General features: G+C 43.1%; 13 protein-coding genes. All 13 read right to left on the bottom strand.

Features of this window, described 5'->3' with window-relative positions; translation table 11 throughout:
- Nucleotides 1-389: 389 nt before the first annotated feature.
- The 13 genes from B1K52_RS09065 to B1K52_RS17705 all read right to left on the bottom strand — a co-directional run bounded on the left by B1K52_RS09065 (nt 390) and on the right by B1K52_RS17705 (nt 13,932).
- Nucleotides 390-1,085 (bottom strand): hypothetical protein, encoded by a 696-nt coding sequence (locus B1K52_RS09065; RefSeq protein WP_077307462.1) that lies wholly within the window; start codon nt 1,083-1,085, stop codon nt 390-392.
- A 180-nt stretch (nt 1,086-1,265) separates the two neighbouring features.
- Nucleotides 1,266-1,472: a copper chaperone CopZ gene (gene copZ / locus B1K52_RS09060; protein WP_077307460.1), complete on the bottom strand. Its 207-nt coding sequence runs from the start codon at nt 1,470-1,472 to the stop codon at nt 1,266-1,268.
- 28 nt (nt 1,473-1,500) lie between these two features.
- A complete protein-coding gene (locus tag B1K52_RS09055) occupies nt 1,501-3,885 on the bottom strand; it encodes a heavy metal translocating P-type ATPase (RefSeq protein ID WP_077307458.1) in 2,385 nt (794 codons plus the stop codon).
- A gap of 12 nt (nt 3,886-3,897) precedes the next feature.
- Nucleotides 3,898-4,227 carry a metal-sensing transcriptional repressor gene (locus B1K52_RS09050; RefSeq protein WP_373022361.1) on the bottom strand — a complete coding sequence of 110 codons (330 nt, stop codon included), beginning with the start codon at nt 4,225-4,227 and terminating at the stop codon, nt 3,898-3,900.
- 157 nt (nt 4,228-4,384) lie between these two features.
- Nucleotides 4,385-5,350, bottom strand: coding sequence for a 6-phosphofructokinase (gene pfkA, locus B1K52_RS09045; RefSeq protein ID WP_077307456.1), 966 nt, complete (start codon nt 5,348-5,350; stop codon nt 4,385-4,387).
- A 93-nt stretch (nt 5,351-5,443) separates the two neighbouring features.
- Nucleotides 5,444-6,454, bottom strand: coding sequence for a zinc-binding alcohol dehydrogenase family protein (locus tag B1K52_RS09040; protein WP_077307454.1), 1,011 nt, complete (start codon nt 6,452-6,454; stop codon nt 5,444-5,446).
- Nucleotides 6,455-6,522: 68 nt separating this feature from the next.
- On the bottom strand, nt 6,523-7,251 hold the full coding sequence (locus tag B1K52_RS09035) for a ThuA domain-containing protein (protein WP_077307452.1): 729 nt from the start codon (nt 7,249-7,251) through the stop codon (nt 6,523-6,525).
- A gap of 161 nt (nt 7,252-7,412) precedes the next feature.
- Nucleotides 7,413-7,943 carry a chromate transporter gene (locus B1K52_RS09030; protein ID WP_077307450.1) on the bottom strand — a complete coding sequence of 177 codons (531 nt, stop codon included), beginning with the start codon at nt 7,941-7,943 and terminating at the stop codon, nt 7,413-7,415.
- The gene (locus B1K52_RS09025; protein WP_077307448.1) at nt 7,940-8,491 is read right to left on the bottom strand and encodes a chromate transporter; all 552 of its coding nucleotides are present in this window, start codon (nt 8,489-8,491) and stop codon (nt 7,940-7,942) included. The genes B1K52_RS09030 and B1K52_RS09025 overlap by 4 nt, the downstream gene beginning before the upstream one ends.
- 14 nt (nt 8,492-8,505) lie before the next feature.
- Nucleotides 8,506-10,116, bottom strand: coding sequence for a gamma-glutamyltransferase family protein (locus tag B1K52_RS09020; protein ID WP_077307446.1), 1,611 nt, complete (start codon nt 10,114-10,116; stop codon nt 8,506-8,508).
- Between the two features lie 39 nt (nt 10,117-10,155).
- Entirely contained in the window at nt 10,156-10,878 is a 723-nt protein-coding gene (locus tag B1K52_RS09015; RefSeq protein ID WP_077310554.1) for a Cof-type HAD-IIB family hydrolase, read from the bottom strand.
- Nucleotides 10,879-10,917: 39 nt separating this feature from the next.
- Nucleotides 10,918-11,622: an HAD family hydrolase gene (locus B1K52_RS09010; protein WP_179106514.1), complete on the bottom strand. Its 705-nt coding sequence runs from the start codon at nt 11,620-11,622 to the stop codon at nt 10,918-10,920.
- A gap of 360 nt (nt 11,623-11,982) precedes the next feature.
- Entirely contained in the window at nt 11,983-13,932 is a 1,950-nt protein-coding gene (locus B1K52_RS17705; protein WP_143588861.1) for an SGNH/GDSL hydrolase family protein, read from the bottom strand.
- Between the last annotated feature and the right edge of the window lie 111 nt (nt 13,933-14,043).

Here is a 14,043-nt window from a genome sequence, read left to right as displayed (position 1 = left end):
TATCCCTTACCGCACGGGTGAGCAAACTGTGTATTTGAAATAGGTAAAGTAACGCATCTCCTAAGAAAATCGTTTGTAGAGCTAGTTGCAGCTAGCGCTTGAATAGTGAGCTATAAGGATTCTTATTCATCCCCCTCCTTGTTTAGTTATATAAGTTAAAATAAAAAGATGGGGAAAGGAGCTCTTATGCGGAATTACTGTAGGTTATGATCAATATTCATCATCACTTAGCTGGTTGGATTAGCCTTGCGAGAGATTCACTATAATTCAAGAATTTTCGGGAACACAAAAAGAAGACTTAGGCAAAAATAGTTTAGCTCAGAAGTCTTCTATCATTTACATAATTATTTCATACCATTTTTCAAACAAGGGCTGCTGACTTCTTTACCTTATTTTATATCTTGGATTAACGTGACATGAAATTCCCCATCGTAAGAGACCCAATTAACCGATTCAATATGTAGATTGCTATTTATTTCAGGTAAGTCTCTTATGATAGCATTTGCTGTTTTATCCAGCTTATCTGTTCTCTCATCTTCGTAAAGACCTATATTACTATGAAATACTTCGTTTAATTCATTACTATATTCTTTCGTATCAGGAAGGATGTTAACAATGCATTCCACTTTACCTGTTTCTTTATTTTCCCAAGTATCTGTAACATAATGAACACCTTCTATCGCATAGTTAGCATCTAAATAGTTCTTTATATCAAAGGTATTTTCACTATTAGAATCCGTCACAATCTGCTTATCTTCATTCCCAGCGCTTGATTCGCTGGCATCAGTAGGTGACTCCTCCTCTGATGCTGCGTGACTTGCATCCGATTTGTCTTCCGCGCTATTTTTATCACTTTCTGTATTTTTATTTGTATCCAAGTTTTCAGAAGTCCTTTCCTCCTTGTCGCTATCTACTTGATTATGCTTTTCCGCATCAGGGTTGCTTGAAGATACGGTCTCACTCATCTCTTTCTTTTCTGTGTCTGCAGCAGATGAATTATCTTCGCTTGAATTGGAGCATGCTCCTAATACACTAACAATTAATGAAAGCAAAACAGCAAAGAAAAATTTATTTCTTCTTTTCAAGAAATGTCACCCTTCCCTTTTATGGTAAATATAGCATACCATAACCAATTACTAGGGAATATGTAAATCAGCCTAGCCTCCGCCTATTCGACTACAGTATTACCTCCCTATAAAAAACGAAGAGAAGAATCCTAGTTCAGATTCATCCGCTTCGTTTTTGTTGATTTCTATTACTTATGATTAAACAGTAACATCATATCCCTGGTCTTCAATAGCTTCTACCATTGTATCAATTGTAACGTTTACTTCGTCATAAGATACAACGACTGTACCAGCTTCTAGATTTACATCTGCTGCTGATACGCCATCAAGTTTCTGCAATGCTCCTTCAACGGATGCTTTGCAGTGACCACAAGACATGCCTTGTACGTTTAGTGTCTTTTCCATGCTATTTCACCTCCTTTAAAGTTGCGGCTTATAGATTTGCTCGTTTTAATCGCAGGGCATTAGCGACAACACTTACAGAACTCAATGCCATTGCGGCTCCGGCAATCCAAGGTGCAAGCAGTCCAATTGCTGCGACTGGAATTCCCGCTGTATTGTAGCCGAAAGCCCAAAAAAGGTTTTGACGGATATTGCGAATCGTGCTATGACTGATTTTTATCGCTTTTGGCAGAAGCAGCAGTTCACCGCCGAGTATCGTGACGTCAGCTGCTTCGATGGCTACTTCTGTTCCTGTCCCGATGGCAATCCCAATGTCAGCTGTTACGAGTGCGGGTGCGTCGTTGACACCGTCTCCAACCATGGCGACCTTTTTGCCTTGTAATTGAATTTCTTTTACTTTTTCCGCTTTTTGTTCTGGCAGCACTCCAGCAATAACTTGGGTAATGCCAACCTGCTTGGCAATCGCCTGCGCTGTTCTTTCGTTATCTCCTGTCAGCATGATTACTTCCATGCCGAGCTCTTGTAATTGTTTGATTGCTTCAGGTGCCGATTCTTTGATCGTGTCTGCCACCGCTACGATACCGCGATAATTCCCATCAATAGCAAGTAACATAGCTGTTTTTCCGCTTGTTTCGTACCCAGCTAACGCTTCTTCAGCGCCTTCTATGTCAATGTGACGGTCATGCATCAATTTTCGGTTTCCAACAAATATTTGTTTTCCGGCGATTTTTGCTTCAATACCATGCCCGGGTATCGCATAAAAGTCATCTACATCCAAGAAAGCGAGGTCGTTTTCTGTCGCATGTGCGACAATTGCTTCTGCCAATGGATGTTCAGAGCCTTTTTCCGCACTGGCTAATAACTGCAATGCTTCTTTATCACCAGTGAAATCTGTTACTTCTGGTTTTCCTTTTGTGATTGTCCCTGTTTTATCGAGCACGATTGCTTCTAATTGATGCGTTCTTTCTAAATGCTCTCCGCCTTTAAATAGAATGCCGCTTTCTGCCGCCAGGCCTGTTCCGACCATGATAGATGTAGGCGTTGCAAGGCCTAATGCACATGGACAAGCAATAACAAGCACAGCAATAGCCGCTACTAAAGCAGGTTCAAATTGACCCCGTTCGACGAAGGCAATCCAAATCACAAACGTCACAAGCGCAATACCAATCACAATCGGCACAAAATAACCGGAGATAATATCAGCGAGCCGCTGAATTGGCGCTTTCGAGCCTTGTGCTTCTTCAACCACTTTGATAATCGATGCAAGAGCCGTATCTTTTCCGACTTTTGTTGCTTCCATTTCAATGGACCCATTTTTATTAATGGTGGAACCAATGAGTCCTGCTCCGGTGTCTTTTTCAATCGGGATTGATTCTCCTGTGAGCATCGATTCATCTACTGACGTTCTGCCTTTCACAACGATACCGTCTACCGGTATTTTTTCGCTCGGCTTTACAAGTAAATGATCTCCCGCTTCCACTTCTTCTACAGGAATCATCGTCTCTTTGCCATCTCTTATAACCCGTGCTTCTTTTGCTTGCAGATGCAGCAATTTGGATAAAGCATTTGTTGTTTGGCTTTTTGCTCTAGCCTCTAAGTACTTTCCAAATAAAATTAACGTAATTAAAATAGCGCTTGTTTCAAAATACAAATGCGGCATATAGCCAGGGTTTCCAATGGTTTTCCCTGCTTCATACAAACTGTAAAAATAAGCAGCACTTGTGCCGAGTGCAACAAGCACATCCATGTTAGCTCCGCCATTTTTCAGGTTTTTATAAGCGCCCACGTAAAATTGCCAGCCGATAATAAACTGAACAGGCGTCGCTAACGCAAATTGAAACCATGGATTCATCAATATACTTGGCAAGCTGATGCCAAACAAATGGATAAGCATTGTAAGCAATAACGGCGCAGATAGAACAGCTGAAATGATTAATTTTGTTTTCTTCCGTTTTAATTCTTTTTCTTTCTGCGACCGGCTTTCTTCCGCTTCTGCTTTTGGCTTGGCATCATAACCAATATTGCGGATTTTCTCAATCAATGCTTGCTGTTCGATTAAGCCTGTATTGTATTCGATAACGGCACTTTCTGTCGTTAAGTTAACGGAGGCATTCTTTACGCCATCTTGCTTGTTCAGTACTTTTTCAATTCGGCTGGAGCAGGCGGCACAAGTCATGCCAGTGATATCGAACTCGGCTTTTTCGGTCATAACGCCATAACCAATCGCTTCGATTTTTTTGGTTATGTCCTCTATCGATGCTTTGTCTGCATCATAATCAACGGTGGCTTTTTCTGTTGTTAAATTGACTTGGGCATCAACACCATCCATTTTATTCAGCACTTTTTCCACTCGATTCGAACATGCAGCACACGTCATGCCTGTAATACCAAGCGTTGTATGATTCGTTTCGCTCACGTTACTCCCTCCCTACTTAGAAAATTGCTTCATCACGCTCATCAATTCTTCAATCGCTTCTTTTCCTTCACCTTTTGAAATGGCATCACTAACACAATGATTCATATGGCGCTCTGTCACCGAGAACCCGACATTCTTCAGTGCAGACTGAATTGCACTAAGCTGCACTAAAATATCCATACAATAGCGGTCTTCCTCCACCATCTTCTGAATACCGCGCACTTGTCCTTCTATTCGTTTTAAACGATTTATCACGTTTTGCTTTTCATCTTTTGTTCTAGGTGTACTAGGGTGATCATGCAGAAACTTATCCACAGTCATTCCTCCATTTCGTTTATACATATACCATACCCCCCTATGGTATAAATGTCAATTAAAAGCGTCCCAGTTATCAGCCTTACTAGTTATGCTCCGTCTTCATCTATTTTAATAGCAAATTCATTAAACGAAAAAGGCCACAAAAAATAGACTGCCTTTAGGCAGCCTATCTTGTAAGCGATTACGTTGTATGCAACAGCAATTCCAGTAAATCATAACTTGGCTGCTTGTCGGTTTTTTCGTCCAGCATCGTTTTCAAATCTTTTTGAATGAGCTGATTAGACTTAATCCCGATGGCATAGCCAGATTCACCTTCCATTAACATCTGCACAGCTTTGACACCCATTTTGTTCGCAAGGATCCGGTCAAATGCGGAAGGTTCGCCGCCGCGCTGGATAAATCCTAATACAGTTGTTCGTACCTCTATATTCATATTCTCCTCGATATACTGCTGCAGTTCATCCAAATTGTACATCCGCTCTGTCACGACAATGACATTATCATTCCTGCCTTTACCTATTCTATCCTGCAGTTTCTCACAAATTTGTTCGAGGCTTAACTTATATTCTGGTGTGGAAATGATATCACCTTCACCAGCTATTGCAGTAAACAGCGCCAAATCGCCGCAATGTCTGCCCATTACTTCGACAATGGTCGTTTTGTTATGCGATAAGCCCGTATCTTTGATTCTGCCAATCGAACTTAATACAGTATTAAGTGTTGTATCAAAGCCGATGGAATAATCGGTGTAATCCAAATCGTTATCAATTGTTCCTGGAATTCCAACAACTCTAACGCCTAATTCATGCAGCTTTTGTGCACCTTGAAGGGATCCTTCCCCGCCGATAACAATAACATCTGCGATACCATAATTGCGCAGCACGTCTACTGCCTGTTTTCTTCCCGGTTCATCCATGAAAGCCAGAGAACGTGATGTCTTTAGTATCGTACCGCCTTTGTTGGCGATTGTCTCGACATCTGGTGTGCGCAAAATGGATAGTTTATCTTCAATCAACCCTTGGTATCCGCCTTCTACACCGTAAACTTCAATATCGTGGTAGTTTGCACTTTTCACAATAGCACGTATGGCCGCATTCATTCCTGGTGAATCTCCTCCGCTAGTAATGACTGCTATCTTATGTATCATTTTCTTCACCTCTCCACTATATGTCTTATACTTATTATACAATAGTACAAGTAAAAAGAAGTACAAAAGACAGGCAATGTGCCTGCCTTTTGTTTATACAGAAATAACCAGCTTCCCGATCATACTGCCTTCTTCCAGCCGCTTATGCGCTTCTTGAAGGTTTTCTACTGTAAGACCTTCCAATTCTTCCGCCTTTGTTGTACGCAGACGCCCTTCTTCGAGAAGCTGCGCTACTTTAGTCAAAATCTCGCCTTGCTTATATTTACTGTCGGTCTGATGCAATGTACGAGTAAACATGTACTCCCAAACAAGTGTCAAACTTTTCGAAGTCAAATCGGTCAGTTTGATTCCTTCCACCGGTCCTGTAATCGCCGCGATAATGCCTTCTGGTTTGATGACCTCGATAATGTCATCCCATGCCTTGTCCAGCTGGTGCATACAAAATACATAATCGACAGTTTCAATACTTAATGCTTCTAGCTGCTGGTGAAGCGGTTTATGGTGATTAATTGTCTGTTCTGTTCCATGCTGATTGGCCCATTTTTCCGTTTCTTCACGTGAAGCAGTGCCGACAACATGCAATCCATGCAGTTTTGCAAGCTGTGATGCAATGGAGCCTACACCGCCAGCTGCATTAATCAACAAAATCGTTTTCCCTTTGTTTGCTTCGATATCAAGTGGGATATGCATTTTCTCAAACATTGCTTCCCATGCAGTGAGCGCCGTTAAAGGAAGAGCAGCCGCATCTGAAAAGCTAAGGTTGGATGGTTTCTTCGCAATCACTTGATGATCGACGAGCTGGTATTCGCTATTCGATCCTTGACGTGCAACAGATCCAGCATAAAAGACCTCATCGCCAGGCTTGAATCCTTGTACATCCTCGCCTACTTCTTCAACGATACCAGCAGCATCGAAGCCAAGAATGCGGAAATTCCCATCATCTTCTTTCATTTTTCGCTGCTTCGTATCAACTGGGTTCACACTCACTGCTTTTACTTGCACCAAAACGTCTCCGCCTTTTGCAACAGGCTTGTCCAACTGTTCTTCGCTAAAACAATTCGCCTCATCCACAGATGTGTTCTTATAAATACCAATAGCTTTCATACTTATCTCCTCCTTTTTTTCTCTCTGTTTATGTAAAAGCCGTCATCTCAACAGACGGCTTTGTACGCTCATTTCTTTGCTAAGCGTAAGATTGGCTCCAGGGCTTCTGTTTTTCCGTAATTAGGGACCACAGCTGATGGTGCCGCTGCCCATTCCACTGCATTACAGATAACGGTTTGCACATTTTTATCGTAGTAAGTCGGGTACGTTTCATGACCAGGCCGGAAATAAAATATCTTTCCTTTTCCTCGATTATACGTGCATCCGCTGCGGAATACTTCACCGCCTTCAAACCAGCTGATAAATAAGGTGTGATCCGGTTCAGGTATATCAAAATGCTCGCCGTACATCTCCTCTTCCGGAAGCTCGAAATACTCATCCAGCCCTCGTGTAATTGGATGACTCGGCTGCACAACCCAAATCCGTTCTTTCTCCCCATCCTGTCGCCATTTCAAATCACAAGTTGTTCCCATTAAGTTCCGGAATATCTTACTGAAGTGACCGGAATGCAATACGATTAATCCCATGCCTGCCAAAACACGCTGTTTCACACGCTCGACCGCATGATCATTCACTTCTGAATGGGCTTTGTGCGCCCACCAAATCAATACATCTGTTTGCTGCAATGTTTCTTGATCCAATCCTTGCTCTGGATCGTCAAGTGTGCGAGTTTGTACAGTATATCCTGCTTGATCCAAAAATTCGGCAATTGCTCCATGAATACCTCGGGGATAGATGCTTCTCACTGTGTCGTTTTCCTTCTCATGACGACATTCGTTCCATATGGTAACGCGCATAAGATGCTCCTTCTTCCTTTTTTTATCCTATTTCCCCATGCTAATTAGCTACCCTGTTCTTTACTAGATTATGCAGTGCATCTCATTTTACTAATTACATTAGCCCTTTTACCGCTAACTCCTGCCTAGAGAAAAAAATCCTGCTAAAATTTCAGCAGGATCTAACCAATTAAAACGGCACCGTATACGAGTGCTCCCAAAATAACAAAAGCCGGATGCACTTTCCATCTTTCCATAAGTAAGTAGCTTGCTGCCACAAGGATAATAGTATGAATCCAGCCCGCACTTTCATAAGACGTGTGGAAAAAACTGATTGCCATACCCGCCAGCAATACGGCAATCGTTGGGCGAATATAAGCTGTCATTCTTTTTACCCGAGGAGAGTCTTTGAATTTTGCTAACAGACTAAGCAGTCCGATCATTAAAATAAGCGACGGCGCTACAGTGGCAAACAAACCAATTGCTGCCCCAAGTACGCCTGCCTGCTGGTAGCCGATCACACCAGCGAGCTTGGTGGCTATTGGTCCTGGCAGCGCATTTGCCAGTGCTAATGTCTGGCTGTAATCTGCTGTAGACATCCAGCCATATCTGTCTACCACTTCATTCTCGATGAGCGGAATTGTAGCAGGCCCGCCGCCATATCCGATAATCCCCGGAATAAAGAAAGCCAAAAATACCTGCCAATAAATCATGCGCCTTCCTCCTTCTGTTTCTCCGGTTTGAGCAGCGCAAACAGAAGAAGTGCAAGAATAAGAAAGGCTGGATGAATATGCAGCAGTTCAATTAACACAACGGACGCTAGCAATAACGCGACAATTTGCCAGCTTTTTAGTCCATTACGTGATTTCTTTAAAAAATCAATAGTCATAACTGCCAGCATCACCCCAACAACCGGAATAACGGCAGTCGTCATCCCGTTAATCCACGGCTGATTGCTCAATGCCTCCACAAAAGAAAATAAGATAATTAAGAGCACAACAGTGGGAATAACTGTTGCCACGAGCGCACAAATCATGCCAATCCAGCCGCCGACTTTGTAGCCGATATACCCGGCCAGCTTCGTTGCAATCGGTCCTGGTAAGCTGTTGCCGAGTGCTAGCGTATTGCCGAATTCTTCATCATCCATCCATTTATACTGTTTGACGACCTCTTTTTCCACGAGAGGAATCGACGCTGGTCCTCCTCCGTACCCAAGAATGCCGACACGGAAAAATGCTAAAAATAAGTTCCAGTAAATCATGTTGCTCAACCTTTCTAATACGAAGCAATACTGCCGTCTGCTCGTGCTTCGGTTCCTCCATATAATGTACCCGTATCGGGATCGCGCCATATGACTTGGCCGCGACCGAATGTGGAACGATCTGCTTTGACCTCGATATTATGTCCTTTCCGTATGAGCGCTTCGGCGATATGTTTCGGAAAGTCCGCTTCCACATGAAACGTTTTGCCTTGAATCCACTGCCAGCGCGGTGCGTCTAGTGCAGTTTGCGGATTAAGACCAAAATCCAGCATATTCATCACCACTTGAGCATGTCCTTGCGGCTGCATAAAGCCACCCATTACGCCGAAAGGACCAATTGCTTGCTTATCCTTCGTCAAAAAGCCTGGAATAATCGTATGGAATGTCTTTTTCCCGCCTTGCAGACTGTTCGGATGGGCTGGATTCAAACTGAAGTTGTGTCCGCGATTTTGCAGCGCAATACCTGTTCCCGGTACAACAAGCCCAGAACCAAAGCCATGGTAATTACTTTGGATGAAGGAAACCATATTGCCTTCGTTATCAGCAGCGGCCAGATAAACCGTTCCACCTTGCTTTGGCTCTCCCGCTTCCGGCTCTTTTGCGAACTCCTCGATTTGCGCCCGTCTTTGCGCAGCATATGTATCAGACAGCAGTTCCTCTACGGTCACAGTCATATGCTGTTCTTCCGTCAAATAAGCATGACCATCAGCAAACGCAAGCTTCATCGCTTCCATTTGCTTATGGTATGTATCAATTGATTCTTTTTCATGGAATGTAAAGCCCTTCAGAATATTCAGCGCAGACAGCGCCACTAGGCCTTGTCCGTTCGGAGGAATTTCCCATACATCATACCCTCGATAGTTCACCGAAATCGGTTCTACCCATTCTGGTTCATAAGCAGCCAAATCATCAGCCGTTAGGAATCCGTCATTATCCGCAGAAAATTCCGCCAATTTAGCTGCTAGTTCACCTGTATAAAAGTCCTTCGCATCTGTGCGGGCAATTTGACGCAGCGTTTCTGCATGATCGGGTGATTTCCATACATCTCCGATTTTCGGATAATCACCATTGGGGGCGAACGTGTCAAACCAAGCATTGTACATGCCATCCGTACAAGTGGTACTGAACTTCTTGTATGCACGTTCCCATAGCTTGGCAACTGTTGGTGTTACAGCAAACCCATTTTCCGCATAGTAGATAGCCGGCTGCAATACGTCCACTAAGGAAAGCTTGCCGAAACGCTTGCTGAGAGCAGCCCATCCTCCTGGTGCACCTGGAACGGTTACCGGGATAAAACCATGCAGCGGCATTTCTTTATGTCCCAGCTGCTTTACTTTTTCAATGCTAATAGATGTTGGTGCAGGTCCGCTGGCATTTAATCCATACAGCTTGTCCTTTATCCATACAAGCGCGAATGCATCACCGCCAATTCCATTAGAAGTTGGCTCTACAACCGTAAGCATGGCGGCTGCTGCAATAGCTGCATCAACTGCATTGCCGCCCTTTTTCAGCATATCCAATCCTGCCTGTGCAGCAAGCGGCTGCGAGGTGGCAACCATGCCTTGCCGGGCTATAGTTGTGGTGCGCTGTGAATGATACGGGTAATACAAATGATCTGTCTTCATTCTGTTTCCCCCTTATGTAGGAAACCCGGAAAACCGGGCTTATGACCATCCTAGCAAATGATGGATCGCTTTTGCTACCCCATCTGCTTCATTTGTATCTGTCTGGTAGTTTGCCACTTCTTTTACTGCATCTTGCGCATTTCCCATTGCTACACCGCAGCCAACTGCTTGAATCATTTTAATATCATTCAAGCTATCGCCCATAGCGATGACTTGCTCCATGTTGATGCCAATACGGTCGCATAACTTTTGTACTGCTTCTGCTTTGTTGATACCGACAGCATTGACTTCAATATTTGTCAGACTAGAGTTAGAAAGTTCTAGTTCATCTTTATCGGAAAGCGCCTTAACGATAGCGTCACGCTTGCTATCATCTGGTGTGTCAAAGCCAAACTTGAGCCAATCATATTCCTCCATATTTGCTGGGAAATTCCCGCGGAATACATGCTCTGTGCTAACTGCCCAAAAATGTGTCTCATACTTGTCTGACAGCCGCTTCATCTTTTTGATCAAGTCATCCTCAATTAAGACGCGCTCCAGCAATTCTCCATCCGCTGTCCAGATTTCACTGCCGTTAACTGTTACAAGATACGACTGTAAACCAAGCTCATCTGCATAAGGCTTACAAGTCCGAATACCGCGGCCTGTGCTAAGAATAACGTGTATACCTTCTTCCTGCGCACGCTGAATCGCTTGTTTGTTTGCTTCCGATATTTCATCCTGCGGGGTAAGCATCGTGCCGTCCATATCAAGTGCGATCATTTTATATTGGTTCTGATTCTCCGACACCGTATCCACTCCTTATGTATTTGCTTCGTCCTTGTCTAATATTGTATTGCTGTCTTCGCTTTGTTTCTCAGATGGTTGCCAGTTTCCAGCAAGCGCCGGTAATACACGCCAATTGCTGAAGCTTGGCACACCCTCTAGTTTACCGCCAAACAAGACCGGCTGCAGGCCAGCGTTCCTGCTCCCGATGATATCATTTTCGATATGATCTCCGACGAAAAAGGTTTCCGATGCACGAGCTTCTACCTCCAGCAATGCCATTTCAAAAACAGCCGGATCTGGTTTTCGTAATCCAACAGCTTCTGAAATAAGGAGGCTTTGACAATGCCAATACAATCCAAGCTGCTCAATGACCTGCTGCTGCAGCAAAGTTGGTCCATTCGTAACGATGCCCAATGTATACGACATACTTAGTTCCTGCAGCGTCTCCAACGCATCTGGATAAGCGACCGCAAACTGTGCCAACCGCTCAAAATAATCCGTTGTAAGTACTGGCTCTAAATTCGCATCCAAAGAGAATTGCGTTAGCAGCTCCTTATAAACAATCGGCTTTTCAACATACCCATGCTGATCCAGTTCAAGAAATGCCTCTTTGAATGCAGGCAGATCAACTCCAGCCAAGTCCGCTTGAAATCGGTTGTATTGATCTTCCAGAAATCGATGTAATGTCGACTGCCGATCATGAATAGTTCCATCCAAATCAAAAAGAATTGCTTTCATTCTGTTGCTCCATTCCTTTTTCTCCATCATACGCTTTTCAGAAAGGAATGTCAGCAATTTGGTATACTGGCAGCAGAAGATAAGAAGATGAAAATAACGATTTATTACGTGTGCCAGCCTAAGATCACCGATACACGCGGCTTTCCTTTAGCTCACCCTCTATTAATCAAATGGTTGCCGCGACCAAACTAATCTCCAATCTTTCCTAACGCAACTTTATACAAAAAAAATCGCCAATGCTCATGACATTGGCGATAACTTAATTGAGCTCTTACAGAGATGCGTGTTGTTATGGAAATACACGCTCTTTTCCTTTGTTATTTTACTTACTTACAACATACTTCAGTTATACAGCACAATTCAGTTACGTACAGCAGTAATCTCAACCCCATTTACTATCCCTGTCGTACCTCCAAACGCAAAGTTTAGTTGACCATCCTCAACAAGAACCTCTGGTACAACTCTTGTAGTATAATTGTTCTTGGAGGCTGAAATCTGACCATAGTCTTGCCCCTCAATAACTAAATTGGTTCTGGCTGAACCGGACATGTCTCCAACATATACCTTTACCGCGTATATTCCATCGGGCACATCGACGTTGAATTCCCAACCTTTTGCAAAATAACCTATCCAATCGCGAACTATATCGTCCCCTGCATTGCGATCGCGTCCAATCATGTTTTCAGCATCAACAATTCCGTATCCGCGTTCAGCTGTATATATCGTGCTTAGATTAACTTCCTCGAACCCCTCTTTTACCGGGCTCCCGGCTAAACCAAAATCAAATTTTTTCATCGCTTTACTTGTCGTAAATTGTTTCACCTTCGATACTGCAGATTCTCCTTTCCCATTAACTGCTGTCACATAAACATCGTAGCTCGTTTCCTCATCCAAGCCTGTCAAGAAAAGCTGAGGAACTGTTGAAGTGCCGACTAATTTATATGCATTGCTGGTTGAAGGCTTGCTGTAAATCCGATATATATCTGCCTTCTTTACTGTTTTCCAGGAAATCATAGCACCTGCATTACTAATTTTACTTATCGTTAATTTTGAAGGTTTGGAGGGAACCTTTTTAGGAGGTTCTATCTGTTTTACATGCTCCGATAATGGAATTTCCAGGTTGCTTATTTCATCTGCTACCAAACGCGCCAGCTGAATAGCACCGTATTCCTGAAAATGTGTGTTATCTTTTGACCCATTTGGAAAAGCAGGATAAACACCAGGATCTGTATACAAGAATACAGAAAGTGTTCCTTCTGGACCAATGCTGTTGTAATAGGCAACACTGCGTGCACTTAGGTCAACAACTTTCACATCTAATTCATCAGCCACTTCTTTCATACCCTGCACATATTCTGAGAAGCTGACACGGAACTCGCCCGTCTCTTCGTTAAAATCTCTCCTGCCCATTGGCGTGACTAAGATAGGAATAGCACCCCTCTGACGGGCTCCTAACACATAAGATTTTAAGTAATTCTTATAATCCAGTACAGAAGCATAGCGTTCGGGCACACTGATTGTGGCATCATTATGTCCAAATTGAATCAGAAAGTAGTCATTCGGTTTTATCGACCTTAAAATGTTATCTAAGCGCCCTTCCTTGATAAAAGTCTTAGAGCTTCTTCCGCCAATGGCGTGGTTTTCAAATTCGATATCGGAAGTAAAAAATTGCGGAATCATCTGACCCCAACCAGCTTCTGGTCTCCAGTACTCATCATACGTTTGCACTGTGGAGTCTCCTGCCATATAGACAGTCGGATTAGCACCTTCCGTTCTTTCTGGAATCTTCTCAATAATTATCGCGTTAATTTTGGAATTTGCTTCTGTGAATTTAAAGTTTAGCTGTCCATCTATAAGTGAAATTTCAAATTCATGTTCCTCATATTCACCACTTGCCAGATGCAAACTTTGCACCTTTTGAATACCCTCTACTTGAATTCCGATGTCTGTTTCTTCTTCCTCGTCACCAGAGAGAATTGTAACAGAATAATCACCATACGCTAAATCTACGTTAAAAGAAGTATCAGTGGCGGAAACAAAATCTGATTTTAAAGGATCTGACGTATTTCTGTCTGTTGCGCTCACTTTCGATACATCTTCAAAGCCATAGCCAGCTGTCTTTGAGTATGCCATTTCAGAAGTGACAGCCGTATACCCATCTTGCACAGAACTTGCAGCAGTTCCAAAGTCAAATTTGGTAGGTGAATCTACTGCAGCCTCCGTTTGTAAAGGGAAGGTACAAAACGAAGTAAAAATAATTAGAAAGCTAAGTAAGAGCGCCCATAATTTCTTTTCCTTACATTTTCTCATCAATCTCTCCCTCTCTTTTTTGATAACGCTTACATTTTATCTTACCTTCTACGCTACATTACATATAGATGATAATCAGACTATCCTGTTTAGTAATCAGTGAAATTTTTA

The organism is Terribacillus halophilus (assembly GCF_900162685.1).
Classification (GTDB): Bacteria; Bacillota; Bacilli; order Bacillales; family Amphibacillaceae; genus Terribacillus; species Terribacillus halophilus_A.
The sequence above is the reverse complement of the archived record's forward strand: the minus strand, read 5'-3'. Positions and strand labels throughout refer to the sequence as shown.

What these genes read in the sequence shown, in the direction of transcription:
- copZ (WP_077307460.1), bottom strand. Translation starts at nt 1,472, where the DNA reads ATGGAAAAGACACTAAACGTACAAGGCATGTCTTGTGGTCACTGCAAA.
- B1K52_RS09050 (WP_373022361.1), bottom strand. Translation starts at nt 4,227, where the DNA reads ATGTATAAACGAAATGGAGGAATGACTGTGGATAAGTTTCTGCATGAT.
- pfkA (WP_077307456.1), bottom strand. Translation starts at nt 5,350, where the DNA reads ATGATACATAAGATAGCAGTCATTACTAGCGGAGGAGATTCACCAGGA.
- B1K52_RS09040 (WP_077307454.1), bottom strand. Translation starts at nt 6,454, where the DNA reads ATGAAAGCTATTGGTATTTATAAGAACACATCTGTGGATGAGGCGAAT.
- B1K52_RS09035 (WP_077307452.1), bottom strand. Translation starts at nt 7,251, where the DNA reads ATGCGCGTTACCATATGGAACGAATGTCGTCATGAGAAGGAAAACGAC.
- B1K52_RS09030 (WP_077307450.1), bottom strand. Translation starts at nt 7,943, where the DNA reads ATGATTTATTGGCAGGTATTTTTGGCTTTCTTTATTCCGGGGATTATC.
- B1K52_RS09025 (WP_077307448.1), bottom strand. Translation starts at nt 8,491, where the DNA reads ATGATTTACTGGAACTTATTTTTAGCATTTTTCCGTGTCGGCATTCTT.
- B1K52_RS09020 (WP_077307446.1), bottom strand. Translation starts at nt 10,116, where the DNA reads ATGAAGACAGATCATTTGTATTACCCGTATCATTCACAGCGCACCACA.
- B1K52_RS09015 (WP_077310554.1), bottom strand. Translation starts at nt 10,878, where the DNA reads ATGATCGCACTTGATATGGACGGCACGATGCTTACCCCGCAGGATGAA.
- B1K52_RS09010 (WP_179106514.1), bottom strand. Translation starts at nt 11,622, where the DNA reads ATGAAAGCAATTCTTTTTGATTTGGATGGAACTATTCATGATCGGCAG.
- B1K52_RS17705 (WP_143588861.1), bottom strand. Translation starts at nt 13,932, where the DNA reads ATGAGAAAATGTAAGGAAAAGAAATTATGGGCGCTCTTACTTAGCTTT.